Source organism: Paenibacillus sp. UMB4589-SE434 (assembly GCF_030226685.1).
Taxonomy (GTDB): domain Bacteria; phylum Bacillota; class Bacilli; order Paenibacillales; family Paenibacillaceae; genus Paenibacillus_B.
This window is the reverse complement of the sequence record NZ_JASOYK010000003.1, coordinates 1-20,042: the sequence shown is the minus strand read 5'-3', so window position 1 is coordinate 20,042 and position 20,042 is coordinate 1. Positions and strand designations below refer to the sequence as shown.

The following is a 20,042-nucleotide window of genomic DNA, read 5'->3' as shown; positions in this document are numbered from 1 at the left end:
CTTATATTCAAATCATAGTTAAGCAAAAGCACCGTAAACAGTGAGGATATCATCCTCTTGTTTACGGTGCTTTTGCGATTTTCTGTAGGAAGGATACAAAGTCATTACGACAAATGAAATTAACACTGACTGACTTCAATCTTCAGCTATGTTGAATTATACTTTTCGTTTAATCGTTGAAGTCCTTTTCCTCTATGTTGAGATGCAACATAGAGCCTTTCAATCCCTACAATTATTAGAAACAAATAGTCAATATCCATTTTTGTGTCCTTCAGCATGTCCCTAAGCAACTTACGATCAACTGATGAGGGTTTGGGATCAGACTCAGGATGGGTATGCCATTCCCCTAAGTATCTAATTTCACCATTAGAATCTTCCCACGCTTGATTTACAAGCTGTTGTGCTTTTTTAACATTACGATCAAAGAAAAACCGCCCAGATTTATCAACTCTCGACGGAACACTAACTTGTTCTATAACTACTTTCTCATTTCCATATAATCGTCCCAATAAAATGCCGCCTGCTTCATGCTGCTGGAGAGCAATTTGCCGATATGATTGAAAAAGCCTAACTACTTCTGGTTTTATTACAAGTAGCTTATCTCCGAATTCATACTCCATCATGCATTAACATCCTCATGGCTAATAAAATTACCAAGTGGGTACTTTCTTGTAGAATAATTTTCAGCTACAGCCCATCTCCCAGAAATTTTTCGTCCACTGTTCCGTTGTAATTGCAAATCTCCCAGCCAAGTGAACAATATATTTTCCTTTATTAGTCCTGAATTAATATCCTGTATAAAAAAAGTCAACTCCGATAAAAAACGCTTTACTTCGAGAATACCATATGGTACATAGGTACTTTGGCATCCTGCTTCACGTTTCGAGAATTTTCCTGGTTCTGCAAGAACACTTTGCTTGAATATGTGCTGTTCATCAAATAAATCATGAAAACAACCAACATTTTGAGCATCTACATATACAGCATGCGCCCCAGCTAAATATGGTTCAACCCATACGTACAATAATGGCTTATCTATAACACCTTCTTTCTGTAATTGATCCAATCGTAGTTCAGTAGGTAAGTGACCAATTGCCACTACGGAAAAATCACAGCGGTTCAAGAGAGATTCGTAATCACATAACACTTTTAGTACATCGTTTCTATATACTGTAATTTCACAATGGGGCAGATGGGAATCTAATTGCTGATTTATGGCATCAACTTTATATTTTCCTACATCAGATGCACCACATAGGTGGCGTGCAATATTCTCGAAAGTCAATTTGTCATTGTCGACCAATAACAACTTATGATTGCCAAAATCAATCAGCGACCTCGCAATATGACTTCCTATAGATCCACATCCTATAATTCCTATCCTTTGGCTTTCCGGTTTGAGTCCTACTCCCCCACGGTTGAACAGCCGTTCCTTGTCCACACGATTCAAAACTTGCTTTTTAATACTAAGATCTCGATAATCCCTTTGCAGTTCAAGAACTGCATTGCTCCTACCTGGGCGAAAACCTTTAATAGATTTTTGAAAATTCCCTTTACCTTTATATGCAGATGATTTATATTGTTGCGCTTTTGAATGCTCCCATGATCCTAACAAATATCCATCTCCATAAGGAATTGAGAATACAATTGTAGAGGGTCGTCCATTAATATTTAGAAAATCAATAAATGGCTTTACTGCTTCCGGACTTTCGGTTCTTAATCGTTTTAGAATTTCATTGTTGGTCTTTGGATACGGAGGCATACCAATAGACTTCAAAGGTAAATATAGCGCCTTTTTAATGCCATCATTTATTTTTGCTCCACCTTGTAAGAGCCACTTTTCTCCTTCCAATCTTGAATCAGCTACAAGAGTGGTCGTATCCCAATTGGGATGTTGATATGTTATGATATGAATTTCTTTTGCTTCTTCCGTTATTTTGATAAGTGACAACATTTCGTTACTAGAATCTTGCATCCAGTAGGATTCAAATTCATCGAGATAATCTTCAGAATTTTGTTTCTTTTGACCTTCTACTATTAATGAAAAAGCTTTATCAATAACGGCATCGATAACTCCATGTGGATCATCAATATTTGGATGGGCGACCTCATTATCAAACGTACACAGCACTTTACTTTTGGATAAATGAGGAATAGGATACAATTTAGAAAAGTAAGGCTCAGGAACAATTACAGTCGGAAAATCATCCGGAAAGTTATAAGGTAGTGCCAGTATGATGTCTATTTGATCTTGAATCGATATTTGAAATGACCTTGGAAAGAGCGCCTTTTCTAATTCCGGATACGTCATTTCAACCGCTTGATATTGATCGATGAGATGGAGTGCCGCCCTATGCAGCACTCCTTCATAATAGCTTTCAAGTCTAAGCTGATCTTCCATGGTTACCAAGTACCGCTGGTGCGGAGGCTTTTACAACAGAATTTGTTTCACAATTCGTAGCTTCCGGTTCTTCATATTCAGGGAAGCGGTCCCCGAATACTTCAATCCACTTTTTCGAAGCCTTTATTTTGTCCTGCTCTTCCAGTGCATCTTCACCTTTTTTAATAAGCGTTGCTAGCTTATTCAAGAAATTATTTTGCCTTGATTCTGACCAATCTGCCATGAGTTCTTCATTTGGAAAAACTGGTCTCTGCAGAGAAAAAGTTTCAGATAATTCCTTATGAATGGCTTTTGCTGTTGCCGCAAGTGCCGCATCATCATCGTCCGGATGATCGGATACAAAGTGGTTTGCCGCTAAGATTGTCAAGAACATTCCACTTGGGAGTTTAGTTTCCCCTTCTTTATAATCTTTCCACGCCTTTAAATAACGAACTAACCGCTTTAACTGGTCTCCTTTTGCCTTAACTTCATCATTGAACCATTTTGTTAATTCCTTAGGATCGCTATCGATCCATCCTTTTGATTTATGTGCAAGTTTGGGATGTTCATCTTTCTTCTTCACATAAATAGGAAGATCTACATGGTACTGTGATTTATAAATAACGCGTACACATGTATTTTTATCGACTGGGTCTGTCGCAGTATGTCCTTCCACGGCTTTTACAATCCAGCTATGTACTGTAGCTGGTGTTACCCATTTTTCTTCATCTTTATCTTTCAAGTGCTCTAAATAAACGCCGTCATCAACATCATATTCGCCATCCAGAGGTACAACCGTTGTGTTCATCATATACGAACCTTGACCGTAGAATTTAGGCTCTGTAACCCCTAATTCATCTTTAAAATGTTTTCTAATCTTTGCACGAATCGCATCACGGGATGTTCGAAGACTTTTCTTTTTTTCTGAATCGAGATAAATCTTCCCGTGAAAAGTAGTAAATAAATCATTGCAGTTTGACATTATGCAGTCTCCTCTTTAATTGTATTTTGAAATATTACTTTGACTTCGCTTTTTGTCACCCATTCTTTGCTTGCTTCTAAACCCTTTTCAATCAAGACTGAAATCGATTTTGGAGAAGCAAGGTCAAGCTGAATATGTTTTTTCTCATTCGGTAAAAGTTCCATACTGGGTATCCTGACATAGTCGCCACCGACATATGAACGTAGATACTCAATGTGATGATGCACTGCGCCACTTTGGGAATCAATCATTAAAGAGATTAAATCATCTTTCCAGCCCACAAATGATTTCCGTTTAAACACATTGTTTGGATTGGGAAACTTAATACGTTCATGTAATGTTGATACAGACAACAAGCTAAAATTGTCGTATCTCGTATCATTTTTATAATATTTAAGGTATTCTTGAATGCCGAGCAATGACGGATTATTGGCAACTAGACCACCATCTACAAACTGTTCTTCCCCCTTAAGTGTCTTCAACTGTACAATGGGGAAGTATGTCGGCGCAGCTGAAGTAGCAAGTGCTACTTCAGTAAGAAAGCGTTTTTTATCCCGTGTTAATTGCGGGTTATGATCGGATTTGAATACGTAAGGCTCTCCAGTTGTTATATTAACAGTAGGAATCAAAACATTCGTTTTACAATCTTCGATCCTCTTATCACCAAAAACATTGTTAAGTGCGTCACGAAGATCTTTATCCGAATATTTAGATCGTAGTCCTATTTGTTTCAACCAATGAAAATTACGTACCCACTTTTTTTTGAATGGAAATATTTGGGGACCAGATTCTTGGTAAAAACGAACGACTACACTTGCTGGAACGCCTGCCGCTAACGCTAATGCAATAATTCCTCCGGTGGATGTCCCACAGATTAGATCAAAGTTTTTATAAATAGGTCCGTACTCTTCTTCCATTTTCTGAAGAATTACTGCAGAGTACAGCCCCTTTATTCCACCACCGTCGATTGAAAGTATTTTATAGCATGATTTCATTTAATATGGTGACCTCCCGAATTTCCGCAATTATTTTTTCACTATATAAACTTGGAGCTCCTGCCAAGCTCCAAACGAATTATCATTGCTCCACTAATTACTAGTCGTGTTACAAATCCTAGTGTTACATTAAACACGCGAATATTTATATGTAGGACAGTACTAAGATCAACGTCAGCTTTATACTCTAACCGTCAGTTCCGTACTGGATCCGTCGGCTATCTTTTGATTTAAAATTTTTATTCCCCACTCATTACTCTCCACAAATAAGAGAATACATTTAAATTATGATCTTTAATTTCGACTTCTTGTTGGGTGTTACTTCATAATTTCTGTAGTAAACCCGGTGCAGTTACTGAAATATCAAAGGTGTCTCCAACTTTTACATACTTGAAATTATCTAGCCCAATAACTTTCCGCTTTATTGTATAAATATTTTTATCTAAAACGAATCTATCTTCATTCCACTCCAATATAGCTTTATTATTTGTTAGTTCAACTACAGTTGCTTTATAATTACTTATCACACTTGAACCGAATACAGCATTAAAAGCAGCACTTGCCATCGGGATGATAACGAATAGAGCAACACATAATATAGCAACTGGAAGAACTATGAATTTTACAATTCCTTTTTTCATCGTATAGTCCATCTTCTCACCCCCTTTCAATAATTCTGCTTCACCAGTTTCCTCTGTTTCACTAATACAGATGAAGCAGAGTTAAAAAAATTATATTATTTTTTTATAGATATATTGTTTTCCGCCGGTTGGAGCTATATGCTCTTCTCTACTGACCATTCCCAAATTCACAAGTGTTTTTAGACGATTATTACAACTAGTAACTGCAATATTTAAAGCATCTGCGATAGCGGGAGTATCAGCTTGTCCCAAAGTTATTACTTTATCTAATGTTTGCACTAGAGTCTCACTGTATTTACCGATCATTTTCCATGCGCCATCTTGAAGTAAAACCAATCCACAGAGTTCTGCTTTGTCGAGAGCTGCATCTATGTTTTCCTCAACAAATTTACTTAAACCAGATATAATTAGATGTTTTCCTTTTAATTCTCCTGATAAACGAAGAATTAATATTGAAACAATCTCACTAGCGCAAGAAAAATCAATACGAGTTACACCTGAGAAATTTAAAAGTAAGATATTGTCTCGTTGATTTAAGAAAGATTCAATGATTTCATCCCTGATTGATTTGCCCTGTTCTCTGCCCCATAGTTGTTCACCAAATCGTCCAGACATACTAATTTCAAATCTATCCATAATAATTCTCCTTCATCTACTTCTGTGAAGCTGTAATTAGATTATATGCAATAGTGTACAAGCTTGTCAACTCCGAAGATAGAATCCTATATTAGTTCCAACTATCAGCGGAACCCCCATTTCTAATTTTTTTTGTTTCTCCTGCGATATATTCAAACCAAACACTCCAGAATGCGAATGGATATAAAGAATAGCGCTTCTCTTCTGCGCTGCCTTGTACAATCGAGACAGCCCATTACCACGCGTTACATCATCTTGAAATCTTGAAATTCCTTTTAATATTACTTCACGGATGGCACGACAATCTTCCATAGCTGCCATATCTTGAACGCCGGCATCAACCAGGCTCTGTCTTATTCCAATACCAGCATCACCAATTGCCCACGATAAGAATGGCTCACCTTTTTTATTCTTATAAGATTGTATACATAATACTCCTGGTTGAGGAGTGTTACTGTGTTGAACAACATTTTGAACCATTTCAGAAATAAAAATTGAGATACTATTTTTATCTTCTTCAGAAAATCCGTGATTTTCCATCCAATCTTCTACTTCCGCATTAATCGGTTGAATGTCTTTTTCAGAATTAAAAAATCTTAGGACGCCCATATTTTGGTTTCGAATAAAATAATCTTTAATATTTTTTCGTCTTTCAATAGTAATAAACTGATCCTGAGGATTAATTTGAGAAAAGCCTGCTCTTTCCATATACGATCCTGCATTACCCTCTGGTAAAATTATAGAGGATTTCACGCCGTATGTATTATTCATATGGCGACACAATCCTAATAGAGTAACCATACCGAATGGATCAACAAATGTAATCTCGCTTAAATCCAGTTGCATCAATTTTGTTGATATTATTCCTTCATGGTTCCGTTTAACATTTTCACATACTTTTTGAAATGAATGAAATGTATATTTATCAGTCAATTTAACTATATTCATGGGACCTCCATCATGAATTGATTGTATATATCAGTATAGCAGTCCCTTTATAGGTATAAAAGACCCATTTTTAGTAACTATATCCTTCATAATATTTCGTCGATTCAGATTGTAAAATAGCGGATATCGCTTTATTCGCTTGTCAATGGACTTTAATAGTCAACTGCTCATCAGCACCTTAGTACCAAAGTAAAAAGCCTACCGATTATCGGTAGGCTTTACTAAATTTGTGATATCACACTAATACAGTCTAAAATTCATATACTACATGTATTCTTACAGAACACAGAGGACAAAAACACTGTTGAACCGGTTCCTAACTTTTTTGTTCAGTTCCCGACTTTTTGCATTTCAACAGACTGAGATTCATATGCTACTGTGCATTTATTAAAAAGTCGTGTTACGCCACCTTCTCCACCAAATTCCCGCTATCCCTTTCCCCACAAGGTTTTTTCTCAGCCTTTCCTCCTCCCCTACCCCAAATCCCTAAAGCAAATAAAGTCGCCCTACAAATCGGAGGAAAATCGGGGGCAAATCGGAGAAAAACGGTGAGAAAAAAGTAAATAAAGTCGAGTTGAAATGCAGGGGGAAACAGGGATTAGAGGAAAAGAAATCGGAGTGAAAATTGGAGAAAGATATTGAGGAAAAGCTTGAAAGAACAAGGGATTCGAGGAGTTTAAGTTCTCCCCTTCTCCCTAAACCCGCTTCCCTGATTTACAAAAGAAGCCGAGGAAAACAGGAGTGGATACCTGAGTTTCGCTCGGCTTTTTGATACGACTTTATAAACTTTGATACTACTTTATAAGCAGTAGGGCGACTTTAAAAGATGTACACAGCTACTTTTATTGTCCATGTTCCATATTTATTGTTACAGGACACAATTCTATTACAAGCCCCTTAACCTACTCAACCGTCACACTTTTCGCCAAGTTACGCGGCTTATCTACGTCGTTGCCACGAGCTAGCGATGCATAATACGAGAGCAGTTGCAACGGAATAACCGACAATGCCGGGCTTAAATGTGAAAGTGTTGTCGGCAGCACAAACGTGCCATCTACCGCTTTCGACACAAGCTCAGCGTGAGCTTTGTCAGTTACGGCGTATACAACACCGCCCCTTGCTTTCACTTCCTTGATGTTGCTAATCATCTTCTCCACCAACGAAGATTGAGTGACCAACGCGATCACCGGAATCCCCTCTTCAATCAACGCAAGTGTACCATGCTTTAACTCACCAGCAGCGTAAGCCTCAGAGTGTATATAGGAGATCTCCTTCAGCTTCAACGAGCCTTCCATGGCTACCGCATAATCAACGCCGCGACCGATAAAGAACATATTATCGTGTGTGGCCATTTCTTCCGCGACCCGCTTCAGCTCATCAGCTTGAGCAAGGATACTTTCCACCTGTTCAGGCAGTGCTTCAATCGCAGCAAGCTGATGGCGCAGCTCAGCAGTTTCCATGCGCCCTGTCGCCTCTGCCCAATACAGGCTCAACAGCATAAACGCAATCAATTGTGACGTATATGCTTTCGTAGACGCAACCGCAATCTCCGGTCCTGCCCACGTCACAATGGTGTCATCTGCTTCACGCGCGACTGAGCTGCCAACTACGTTCGTGATCGCAAGCACCGCAGCACCGCAGCGCTTCGCTTCACGGAGTGCAGCAAGCGTATCTGCTGTCTCGCCAGACTGGCTGACCACGATAACTAGCGTCTCTGGCGTAATGATCGGATTCCGATATCGGTACTCGGATGCAACATCCGTCTCTACTGGAATCCGGATCGCTTGCTCGATCAATGTGCGTCCGACCAAGCCTGCGTGATAAGCCGTTCCGCAAGCGACAATATGCACGTTACGAATTTCCCGCAGGCGTTCATTTGTCAGCACCTTCAGCTCCGTCAATTTGACACCGTTCAAACCTTCCTGCAAACGACCACGCATTGTGTCGCGATATGCCTTCGGCTGTTCGTGAATTTCCTTCAGCATGAAGTGGTCATATCCGCTCTTTTCCGCAGTCATCGAATCCCAATCGACAACAATCATTTCCCGAGAAATACTGTTGCCTTCAATCGTCATCAATTCGACAGCTTCCCTAGTCAATACAGCCATCTCATTGTCGTTTAATATATACACGCGGCGTGTATATTGTAAAATGGCCGGTATATCCGAACCAATAAAATTCTCGCCCTCTCCGATCCCAATAACAAGCGGGCTGGCACAACGAACTGCCACAAGTCGATCCGGCTCATACTCGGTAAGCACACCCAGTGCAAATGCCCCACGAATGTGAGTAATTGCGCGCTGTACCGCCTTAACGATATCACCATCGTATTCACGGGCAATCAGGTGAGAAATGACCTCCGTATCCGTCTCTGATATGAAGGGCACGCCTTGTGCCATCAATTCCTCTTTCAGTTCCATATAGTTCTCAATAATGCCATTATGAACAACTGAAAATTTCATTGTCGCATCTGTATGGGGATGTGAGTTCTCATCCGATGGTTTGCCATGTGTCGCCCAACGCGTATGACCAATACCAACTCCACCTGCAAGTGGCTCATCCTCTAAGCGCGTCGCCAGATTCGCCAATCTTCCTTGCGCCTTACGAATCTGTAGTCCTTCATTGGTAAACACGGCAATACCCGCCGAATCATAACCACGGTACTCCAACTTGCTTAATCCATCCAACAGTACTTCCTGCGAATTACGAGTTCCAATATATCCGACAATACCACACATAGTAAATAGCCTCCGATTATGTGTCTGCGCTCAGCAGCGCAATCGAATCGTTAGCCTGTCTGTTGGTCCTTATCCATCCAGATTAATGGCGCTCCATCAGACTGGAATCCTTATGCTGTTATCTTTATTACTCATGACCAAATAAAGCACTTGTCATGCTCAAAGGTCAACCTTCATCTGTTCCAGTCTGACAAAAACGAACATGGACACCGGAACCTGTCATATAGGCATATTTAAATATAGCGTCATCGACTGACACATTCGCCCTTTACACATCGTCCACCTGTTCCACCACTAAGGCATAGACAGCACCACCAAACAGAACGGCCCTTCCCCACAGGAAGTCCGCTTCGATTCATATTAGGCGCTTTTATGCAATGCAGACCATTTAGTTTAGTAAATTATTAATCCTATATAAATGATTCCTTCGCGTATATGTGAACATACTTAATCACCAAGATCGAGCGCGTTGTCCAACAAGTTGCCTCATTGATTTCCGCTATCTCGTTACGGTGCCGGTGGCACACCGGGAGGTCCCCGCCGAACAGGTTCGAACACCTCCACCTCGTCCACTTGTCGCTGGTTGCCGTCCGTAGCGTACAAGTGCTGGCGCTTATATGGCAAAGCTTATCCTGCGATAAGCCTTCTAATATGCAGTACAACCCTGCCTTTCTATAAATGAATAGGTATTACTTACTCCGACCATCGTCCGGCTTCTTGACTTGGAACAAGGCTGACACGGCAGTTCATCTCATGCTCCCGATAGGCGGAATATGCTCTATTATATGCAACCCGCTCCCGAATGGCAATACACAAGCTAAAAAAGCTGTATCCCTCTTAGCACTACAACCAAGAGAAATACAGCTTTTCAAATAATAATGATAAATTATTGCAATTCGTTAATGACTACATCTGCAATCCGCTTCACGTAAGCTTCCACAACATCCGCCTCAGGTCCTTCTGCCATAACGCGGATGAGTGATTCCGTACCAGATGGGCGCACCAATACACGGCCGTTATCTCCTAGCTCCGCTTCTACAGCGGCAATAGCCTCTTCGATAGCGGCGTTGCCCGCATACTTGCTCTTGTCACCTACGCGGACATTAACAAGCACCTGAGGATACTTACGCATCATAGACTTCGCTTGCGACAACGATCTGCCACTGCTCACTAATGTATCGACCAATTGAATGCCGGATAACATACCGTCTCCAGTCGTTCCGTGATCAAGGAAGATGATATGGCCGGATTGTTCACCACCAAGCGTGTAACCACCGCGTCGCATCTCCTCCATGACATACCGGTCGCCAACTGCCGTCTTGGCAGACCTTAATTCATACTTTTCCGTCGCTTTGTAGAAGCCAATATTACTCATGACCGTAGAGACAATTGTGCTTGCAGGAAGGCGACCTTCACGGTTCATCGCATCACCGCAGATCAACAATAGGTGGTCTCCGTCCACTTCCTCACCCAATTCATCAATCGCAATCAGGCGATCAGCATCACCGTCAAACGCTAAGCCAAGATTCGCCTTATGGCGAACCACTTCCTCACGCAAGCGCTCAGGATGCGTCGAACCACAGTGATCGTTGATATTTAACCCATTCGGCTCTGCGGCTATTGTAATGATCTCTGCTCCTAAATCACGGAACAACTGCGGTGCAAGCTCGTATGCTGCACCATGTGCACAATCCAGCACAATTCGGAGTCCTTCGAATGAATTTTTGACTGTTGTCTTCAAATACTTCGAATACTCCCACTTCAAGTCTGTATTCACGGTAACTGTGCCTAATCCTTCACCAACAGGGCGAGGCAGCTCATCTGCCGCCGCATCAATCAGCGCTTCAATCTCCAGTTCCGTCTCATCAAGCAGCTTGAAACCATCTCGTCCAAAGAACTTAATGCCATTGTCCTCAACAGGGTTGTGGGAGGCCGAGATCATAACCCCTGCATCCACACCCAGTGTGCGCGTTAAGTATGCAACAGCTGGCGTTGACAGTACCCCCAACTGAATAACATCTGCACCTATTGAGAGCAGACCTGCTGTTAAGGAAGCCTCCAACATACGTCCGGAGATGCGTGTATCCATCCCAATTAACACCTTAGGTTTCGTTACTTCCTTTGTTAGCACATATCCTCCGCAGCGGCCGATCTTATAGGCTAACTCTGCGGTTAATTCTTTATTTGCAACGCCACGAACGCCGTCTGTACCAAAATATTTCCCCATATGGATAATCCCCTTCTAATTCATACTATTCTGACCCAAGATGCTTAACATATTTAACGCAAATCAAACCTGCATGGTGCCTGATCTTTTTATCTGTCTGTATATCTGTCTTTTTAGATATCTTTTTCTGTCTTATATATTAAATTCCATCACGTATATCTGGATGTCAGCCTTCTGGATGATCTTGTCCACCAGAATGCTCATTCTCATGGTTGTCTGTTTCCCTGACACTTCCCCCTGGCGTTGGGCGATCTCCCTCCGGCTGTTGGCCATCGGTTGTCGGATTAGGCGGCGTTACCGGATCAGTCGTGGTCGGTACATCCTTATCCTTAATCTCAATTGTCGCCGTATATCTCTCTCCATCCGCCAGACGGACAAATCGCGGCAGATTAACCTGCAACGTGACCGCATGCTTACCTGGAGGCAAATCATTGATGTTGGCAATCAGTTGAATGTCCTCCACTGTCAATGCGTCCACTACGCTTGGTGAGCCAACTACTGTTACGTTGAACTTACGGGAAGCCGGTTCCGTAATATTAGTAATCAGCTTATCGTTGACGCCAGTAAGTGCGATCGGTACGTCTCCGATGACCCGCTTCTTATCTTGAGCAATGGTCACCTTAACAAGTATCGTACTTGGCTCCATTTTCTCAATGTTTGGCGGCGACGTCAACTTGACATTTACGTTATAGGTACCCGGTGCCGCGAAGGTTGAGACATCCAATTGCGGAACATCATAGAACTCAATGGAGTCGAGCGCAGCTTGAGGTCCATACAAAGTAACCTGATTCACGTTAGGTTCCAGCGCAGCAACCGACAATCCAGCAGGCAAGTTTCCTCTGACGTTCAACTGGAGTGGAACAGTCTTAAACGGCTTCGTAATCGGGATCTCAACCTCTACGACTGATGGCGTGATAATCGCATTCTTGACCTCACGTCCCGCTGCATCAAAAGCTGTCAACTTTACTTGTTTATGGAGAACTGACTCGTTAGCCTTGTGAATATCAACTATGGCACTGACTGACTTGATCTCCTGCATGCGAGAAGTAGGCAGCGTCACATGAACGCGGTTGGATGGCCTTACAATCGGTGTTCCTGCCTTGTAACCGTCCGCTGGTTTGCCCTCCGTCTTAATCAATACTTCATACTGCTTCGTCTGTACCTCTTCCAACACCACCGTAACGGAAGAAGGCTGCATAGAACGCATGTCTACTCCAAGCGGCACTTCATATTTCAAAGGGATACTATGCTTGCCAGGACCGTATCCTGTCAGATCAAGCACTACTTTATAATCTTCAGGCAGTGCGGAAGCGATGGTTGTACGCTTTCCGCTTACTTGAATGCGGACATCGCTAGGACTCATGCTGCGCATCGCCAACTGTTGATCATCTAATCCAATCGTATTTATTTTAACAGAATCAATCCAGCGGGTTTCAAATAAAGATTGCTGTGTCACCGTGTTCGGATCTTCCTTATGTACAACAGCAAACAACAATACTCCGAGCACAAGTGCGATAATCTTGGCTGCTGTATTGTTCATCAGCCACTTATCCATTTTGCTCACCCTTCCGCTTCCAGAACATACGTAGTTCTTTCTTTACTTTCGGCTTCAGTTCTCCGAACAGCTTCGAAATGAGCGATTCTTCCTTGATATCGCGAACTACCTGTCCGTTTAACGCCAGTGATACTTGTCCCGTCTCTTCCGAGACAATGATGGAGATGGCGTCTCCGACCTCACTTATGCCGATCCCGGCTCGGTGCCTTGTACCCAGTTCTTTGCTAATAAAAGGATTCTCCGATAACGGCAAATAGCAGGCGGCTGCAGCAATCGTATCACCACGAACTATAACAGCCCCATCATGAAGTGGTGTATTTGGAATAAAGATATTAATGAGCAGCTCCGAGCTCATTTGAGAGTGCATCGCAATACCGGACTCAATATATTCATTTAGACCTGTATTACGTTCAAACACAATTAATGCCCCTATTTTTCGACGTGACATATAATTGACTGCCTTAATTAACTCTCCAATAACACGCCCAGTCTCATCCAGCTCAGAATTGGAGCGGCCGCCAAATAACTTGCCTCGCCCGAGCTGCTCCAGCGCTCTGCGCAGCTCCGGCTGAAATATAATAACAATTGCCAATACCCCAAAGGTAAACATCTGGTTCATCAGCCACTTCAGTGTATACAAATCAAACCAGGTACTGATTGCCCAGGTTAATACAAGCACAAATATACCCTTGAGCAATTGTACCGCCCGTGTTCCACGGATTAGAACAAGTAATTTATAAATTACGTAACTAACGATTACAATGTCAATGACGTCCTTGATAGCGTCTTTCCAACTCATGTCTGCGAAATAATTCATGAAGGTACCCCCGGAGTTCCCTATAAGATCAGCCTTCTCTATATGTATAACTATAACCTTTTCGTCAGCTGGACGCAAAATTCCTGCTCTGTACACAAAAAACTCTCCCGCCAAAAACACGAGAGAGCAGTCATAAACTTTTAACCTCAACCCGCTCCACCTTACGGTGCAGTTGCATTACCTGGGAACAGACTTGAGATTTGATACCAGATCCAGCTCATAGCTTCATCTATTTGCTGTACCGATCCGGTGATGTGCGCCGTAGACGCCTGATATACTTTACCGTCAACAACAGTCACATTCCCTTCCACTTCACCATAAACCTCAGCGAGGCCATTATGAATGGTTAGGTCTCCTTTAACCACTTTGCCGTTCGGAACGATGACCTTGTTATCTTGAATGACAACTCCGTCGAGTTGTTGGCCTTTCACGAGCAATTGCTTATCAGCATTCCACATGCTTAGCGCACTCGTCATCATCACAAGTACGAAAACAGCGGCAACGGTTATGGCCGGATGGCGTCTCACCCACTTAAACATCGCGCTTTGCTTCTTAGGCTTCGGGATCACGCTCATAATACGTTCGGTCAATTCATCCGTTGTCGGCTGCAAACGATGATTGAATCCGTACAGCAGCTGTTCCGTTTCTTCCAACTGACGGAACCGCTCACGGCAAGCCGGGCATGCAAGCATGTGCTCTTTCAAGTCTAATGCGCATGATCGCTCCAGATCGTCATCCAGTAAGTTGTGCATCAATGAGACGGCTTGTTTGCAATCCATTTGAGCCAAATCCTTTCATCAGGTGTTCAAACGAAAGTTCAAGCTCACCTTGTCCGGATGTCCGCACAAAGACACAGCAAAGAACTTTTGTTGTTATACGATACGTCACGCACATCAAATCGTTTCAAAGTTTTAACCTGTTATTTATTTCATATTTTGCGTTCGAGCTTCTTACGCAAAAATTCGCGCCCACGATGTACTCGTGTTTTGATAGTCGTGACCGGCATATTCAACACATCACTTATCTCTTGAAGGGACATATCCTGCAAATACCTCAGGACCATAACCGACTTGTATTTGGCAGGCAGGCTGTCAATCGCTTCATGGATCATTCGCTGCGTCTCACTGACAAGCAAATATGTCTCTGGCGTCCTGTCATCGCTAGGAATCATGGAATAGCCATCAACACCCTCTTGGTCGTTCATTTCTGCATCTAGAGAGTAGCTTGGCTTTCGTTTTCGCAAACGATCGATACACAGATTCGTCCCAATCCGATAGATCCATGTCGAAAATTTCTGATTCTCATCATATCGATCCAAATTGCGATATACCCGCAAAAACGTATCCTGTACAACATCCTCCGCTTCATGCCTGTTGCTTAGCATACGATAAGCGAGGTGAAAGATCTTGTCTTTATACAGTTCGACTATCTCGGCAAACGCGCTTGTATCCCCCTTGCGGGCTAACATAGCAAGTCGTTTCTCTAACGTATCCACCAACAGTCTCCCTCCGTCCTCACTGCTCATGATCGACCGTAATTCGTTTTGCTTTCTGCTCTGCAATGACGATACCGGCCAAAATAAGCAGGATTCCAAGCCATTGGAGCAACGTAACCTGTTCGTGAAGCAGCACATATGCCACAACCGTGACAACAGGCAGCTCCATCGCACATATCATGGAAGCCAGGCTGCTTCCAATGCGCGGGATGCCTATATTAAAGGTAACTGTCGGAATAATATGGGATAACGATCCCAACAGTAATCCCCATAACAATAAGTGTCCCACGTCAGGTGGCAATTCCATACCACCCGCAATAAACGGCACATAAATACCGTAAATAACAGGCAAAGTTCCCGTCATCATCATCGCTGAACGCATGACCGGATCATGATGGGTCTGAATTTTGCCAGTTAAATATAAGAATAAACTATAAGTTATGGCTGAAGCTAGTCCAAGTACGACTCCGGCAAATGTAAACCTCTCCAGGTTGTCAGACGTGATCCCTACAGCTAATACGGTGCCTAGCAGTACGATAAATATGGATAACCACTGATAACGATTAGGCCAAGTTCTGTGTGTCACACATTCCATAACCAACGTTATCCATGTAAATTGAAACAATAAAATAATCGCAAGCGATGCATCAAGCTGCTGAAGTGCACTGTTATAAAATATGGTGGTCAATGAAAGTCCAAATATCCCAACAAACAATAGCTTCCATCCACCATGGGCAAATGGATTACGCCATGTATGCGGGCGTAGAAGCACCATAATCCATAGCACAGCCGCCCCTACAGAAATTTGACTTATCGTAACTTGAGCCGTCGAATACCCTTCTGCAAAAGCAAGCTTTACGATTGATGATACAAATCCGTAGCTAGATGCCCCTATAAGCACAAAGATGACGGAGAGCCAATACATGGCACTCTTTTTCATGGATGCACAACTCCTTTTATCAGTGACACAGGAAAGTCGAGCCCTGCATAGCAAGACTCGACTGCATCATAGCTGCACTTTATGTTCACGGTTGACCGATTCAAGATCTACAGGTGTAATACACTAAGCACACTCCCAATAGATACAATCAGCCTGTGTTTCGGAGACCCGAAGCAATCCCGTTAATGGTCAACAACACCTCGCGCAGAAGCTCTGGATCATCCTGCTCCTGTTCGCGAAGCTGACGTAATTCTGTTAGTAGTTGAACCTGCATATAACTTAGCGGGTCAACGTAAGGATTACGCAGCTTAATCGATTCTTGAATAACAGGCACATTATCAAGAATCTCTTGCTGACCTGTAATTTCCAGCAGCAGCTTTGAAGTGAGGTCGTACTCTTCTTGAATACACTTGAATATGCGCTCACGGATTGTGTCGTCTTTAACCATCGCGGCATACTCCTTAGCAATGATTAGATCCGCCTTGGCCAATGCCATTTGCAAATTATCAATCATGCTGCCAAAGAATGAGTAGTGCTCATACATATGACGGAGCGTGTCCATATTCTCCGCCTTGTTCTGGTAGAACGATTGCAGCGCTGTTCCAGCTGCATACCATGCAGGAAGCAAGTAACGACTTTGCGTCCATGAGAATACCCACGGGATCGCACGCAAATCTTCGAAGCGGTCGCTATTCTTGCGTTTGGAAGGCCTTGAACCGATATTTAGCTCGCCAATCTCCGGCAGCGGAGTTGACTCTTTAAAATAGGTCAGGAAGTCAGGATCACGGAAGATAAGATCCTGGTACTTCTGCTGTGCATCCTTTGAGATGTCAGCCATCCATTCTTCCCACTTCGGCTCACACGCTTCTCCCTGAGAGGAGCGTGCCATCACAGCCGCTTGCAGCAGAGCTGATGTGGCCTGCTCTAAACTGCGGTAAGCTATACCTTGCATGGAGTAACGGGAAGATAGTACTTCCCCTTGTTCGGTGATCTTGATGCCTCCACCAATCGTATGCGGCGGCTGTGCCAGTATGCTGCGATTAAGCGGCATACCTCCGCGACCGAGAGCCCCTCCGCGGCCGTGGAAGAACTTCAGCTTGATATCATAATCTTGTGCCACTTTCGTTAAATCATTAAGCGCTACGCGCAGCTCCCAGTTGGCAGTCAACATTCCGCCGTCCTTGTTACTGTCAGAATAACCAAGCATGATCTCTTGCAGGTTGTTCATCGCGTGGATCGCTTGACGGTAAACCGGCAACTCGAATAAGCTCTTCATAATGCCAGGCGCCTCATGCAGATCCTCAATCGTTTCAAATAGAGGTACTGCCTGTAATGTACAGTGTACGGTTCCGTCTGAATTCTTGCGGAATAAGCCTACTTCTTTCGAGAGCAGCATCACCTCGAGCACATCACTCGCACCCTGCGCCATACTGATCAAGTAACTCGTAATACAGTTAACCCCGAATTCCTGCTGTGCCTCAAACACTATACGATACACATCAAGACATTCTTTTGTTGCTTCACTGTAACGAATGTAAGGCGATGTTAACGGTCGTGGGTCGTTTAAAAGCTGATTTAACAACACGATCTTTTCTTGTTCTGGCAACGAGCTGTAATCATCTACAATATTCATGTTGGCCAGAATTTCAGTCATAGCATTCTCATGTTCCTTGCTATGTTGACGAATATCCAATGTAGCCATATGGAAGCCGAACAATTCAGCTTGTCGGATTAATTTCTTAATGTGCGTATCTGCCGCGTAATCCGCGAAATGATGGCGCAAGCTGCGATTAATGATGGATAGATCATCGATAAACTCAGTAACCGAGTTATATCGTTGGCTTGTACCCTTTGTTTCATCGACCAGCACATTACGCAGCTTCTCTAACATATAGGACAGCTTGACACGATAAGGTTCCTTGTCGTTTAACCAAGCAGGAACATATTTTAAAGTGACTCGCTGCTTGTCAGATGCAATTGATTGAACTAACTCATCGCTTACTTGCACAATCGTTGTACTGAAGCTTAATGAACGCATTATTTCTTTCATACGTTCTTCATACTTTCGAATGGCTAAGCTGCGATGCATCTCAAGTGTCTCCCAGGTAACGGAAGCAACAACAGATGGGTTCCCGTCACGGTCTCCACCAATCCACGAGCCAAAGCGAAGGTAAGTTGGAACGTGCCAACTACGACTGGCATAATATTTATCAAGGCAGCGTTCAAGCTCATGATATACATCCGGAAGTACATCAAATAACGTCTCGTTGAAAAAATACAAACCGTTACGCACTTCATCGATGACAGTAGGCTTGCGATCGCGCAGCTCGTCAGTCTGCCACAAAGTGATAACCTCGTTAAGTAACTGATCACGCAATTGCTGACGTTCCCGGTACGTAAGCGTTGGGTTGTCCAATTGCATAACATCGTTTGCAATCCGCTTATTAATATCCAATATGGCACGACGCATCGCTTCCGTTGGATGGGCCGTCATAACCAGTTCTAAAGAAATGCTGGACAGAATCTCCTCCAGATCTTCTACCGCCAATTTACGTTCCTTAAACTCAAGGATAATACTTTCAATTGAACCTGGTTGAACCGTCTCTCCCGCAGATCGTTCATAATCGCGCTTACGACGAATACGATGATTCTGTTCTGCGATATTCACAAGCTGAAAATAAATAGCGAAAGCTCGAATTACTTGGTGACGAATTTCAGGATTTAACGTGTTGATGAGCTGCTTAAATTCATCGTACAACTCCGGCAAAAATACGGCACGCAGTGATTTACTTAATTCACGAATCTTCTCCACGATATTCAGCAACTCATTGCCGCCCTGATGGACGAGCACTTCGCCAAGGATATTCCCAAGGAATCGAACGTCTCGCCGCAACAGGTTGTTGGAATTCGCTTTGTTTGCGGTTAACGTTAAGTCAGTCATTCGTCTCCCCCTCTTATCCAACCCAGTTTGCACTGTTTTTTAGACTTTCTTACCATCATACTACAATCTGTGGCGAAAATCTTTACTTTTATTTGAAAAATCAAACCTGGTTTCATGACACTTTAGGAACGCGCTAAATTCCTATTTCCCCTGCTGTTCGTCTTTGTACAGCGCCTTTTCCTCGTTGTTTCCTTGTAACTATCATCGTATGTTATTTATGAACAAACGATGCATTTATTGAATTGGTAATCATTATATTTCACGTTTGGTAAGCGCATTCATTTTGCATTAAACGTACAAAATAGGAGGAATGTATTCCAAGGAAATACAATCTGAGCATACCCATTTAAGATTAATATGATTTGCAGTTGATTGGGGCTTTTGACAGCACATTGGATCTTCATCGATCAATTATGAATTTTCTTACTCCATCATTGTACAGTTAAAGTTAACAAGCAGATCATTCAAATCTGCACTGATATCCTCATACTAAAAGATAAAATAAGGGTAGTATCAAGGGGAGCGAATCTTGTCTGGATACTAATCATAATAAAAAAAGCCACCTCGTAAGGTGGCATCACTGTAAAATATGGAGCGGGTGATGGGAATCGAACCCACGCTATTAGCTTGGAAGGCTAAAGTTCTACCATTGAACTACACCCGCATATAGATGGTCGGGACGACACGATTTGAACATGCGACCCCTTGGTCCCAAACCAAGTGCTCTACCAAGCTGAGCTACGTCCC

At 42.8% G+C, this 20,042-nt stretch carries 15 protein-coding genes and 1 tRNA gene; all 16 read right to left on the bottom strand.

Annotated elements, in window-relative coordinates:
* Window positions 1-146 precede the first annotated feature (146 nt).
* Window positions 147-623, bottom strand: a complete 477-nt coding sequence (locus QP775_RS12685) for a Mov34/MPN/PAD-1 family protein (protein ID WP_285106490.1) — start codon at window positions 621-623, stop codon at window positions 147-149.
* Window positions 620-2,401 (bottom strand): ThiF family adenylyltransferase, encoded by a 1,782-nt coding sequence (locus tag QP775_RS12680; RefSeq protein WP_285106488.1) that lies wholly within the window; start codon window positions 2,399-2,401, stop codon window positions 620-622. Before QP775_RS12680 ends, QP775_RS12685 begins: the two co-directional genes overlap by 4 nt.
* Entirely contained in the window at window positions 2,385-3,362 is a 978-nt protein-coding gene (locus tag QP775_RS12675; RefSeq protein ID WP_285106486.1) for a CBASS cGAMP synthase, read from the bottom strand. The genes QP775_RS12680 and QP775_RS12675 overlap by 17 nt, the downstream gene beginning before the upstream one ends.
* Complete coding sequence (locus tag QP775_RS12670) at window positions 3,362-4,357, bottom strand: CBASS cGAMP-activated phospholipase (protein ID WP_285106484.1); 996 nt, start codon at window positions 4,355-4,357, stop codon at window positions 3,362-3,364. Before QP775_RS12670 ends, QP775_RS12675 begins: the two co-directional genes overlap by 1 nt.
* A 323-nt stretch (window positions 4,358-4,680) precedes the next feature.
* Window positions 4,681-5,010: a hypothetical protein gene (locus QP775_RS12665; protein WP_285106481.1), complete on the bottom strand. Its 330-nt coding sequence runs from the start codon at window positions 5,008-5,010 to the stop codon at window positions 4,681-4,683.
* 78 nt (window positions 5,011-5,088) lie between these two features.
* Window positions 5,089-5,634, bottom strand: coding sequence for a hypothetical protein (locus tag QP775_RS12660; protein WP_285106480.1), 546 nt, complete (start codon window positions 5,632-5,634; stop codon window positions 5,089-5,091).
* A gap of 66 nt (window positions 5,635-5,700) precedes the next feature.
* Window positions 5,701-6,582, bottom strand: a complete 882-nt coding sequence (locus QP775_RS12655; RefSeq protein ID WP_285106478.1) for a hypothetical protein — start codon at window positions 6,580-6,582, stop codon at window positions 5,701-5,703.
* Window positions 6,583-7,484: 902 nt separating this feature from the next.
* A complete protein-coding gene (gene glmS, locus QP775_RS12650) occupies window positions 7,485-9,320 on the bottom strand; it encodes a glutamine--fructose-6-phosphate transaminase (isomerizing) (protein WP_285106476.1) in 1,836 nt (611 codons plus the stop codon).
* 886 nt (window positions 9,321-10,206) lie between these two features.
* A complete protein-coding gene (gene glmM, locus QP775_RS12645) occupies window positions 10,207-11,547 on the bottom strand; it encodes a phosphoglucosamine mutase (protein ID WP_285106474.1) in 1,341 nt (446 codons plus the stop codon).
* A 166-nt stretch (window positions 11,548-11,713) separates the two neighbouring features.
* On the bottom strand, window positions 11,714-13,102 hold the full coding sequence (locus tag QP775_RS12640) for a CdaR family protein (RefSeq protein ID WP_239333930.1): 1,389 nt from the start codon (window positions 13,100-13,102) through the stop codon (window positions 11,714-11,716).
* Window positions 13,095-13,919: a diadenylate cyclase CdaA gene (gene cdaA / locus QP775_RS12635; protein ID WP_239333908.1), complete on the bottom strand. Its 825-nt coding sequence runs from the start codon at window positions 13,917-13,919 to the stop codon at window positions 13,095-13,097. Before cdaA ends, QP775_RS12640 begins: the two co-directional genes overlap by 8 nt.
* Window positions 13,920-14,080: 161 nt before the next feature.
* Window positions 14,081-14,698: a polymer-forming cytoskeletal protein gene (locus tag QP775_RS12630; RefSeq protein WP_028543349.1), complete on the bottom strand. Its 618-nt coding sequence runs from the start codon at window positions 14,696-14,698 to the stop codon at window positions 14,081-14,083.
* Window positions 14,699-14,847: 149 nt separating this feature from the next.
* Window positions 14,848-15,444, bottom strand: coding sequence for an RNA polymerase sigma factor SigW (gene sigW / locus QP775_RS12625; protein ID WP_275444859.1), 597 nt, complete (start codon window positions 15,442-15,444; stop codon window positions 14,848-14,850).
* Window positions 15,434-16,354, bottom strand: coding sequence for an EamA family transporter (locus QP775_RS12620; protein WP_285106470.1), 921 nt, complete (start codon window positions 16,352-16,354; stop codon window positions 15,434-15,436). The genes sigW and QP775_RS12620 overlap by 11 nt, the downstream gene beginning before the upstream one ends.
* Window positions 16,355-16,502: 148 nt before the next feature.
* Window positions 16,503-19,295 (bottom strand): phosphoenolpyruvate carboxylase, encoded by a 2,793-nt coding sequence (gene ppc, locus QP775_RS12615; RefSeq protein ID WP_239333904.1) that lies wholly within the window; start codon window positions 19,293-19,295, stop codon window positions 16,503-16,505.
* A 590-nt stretch (window positions 19,296-19,885) separates the two neighbouring features.
* Window positions 19,886-19,959: transfer RNA gene (locus QP775_RS12610), tRNA-Gly, on the bottom strand.
* Window positions 19,960-20,042 lie beyond the last annotated feature (83 nt).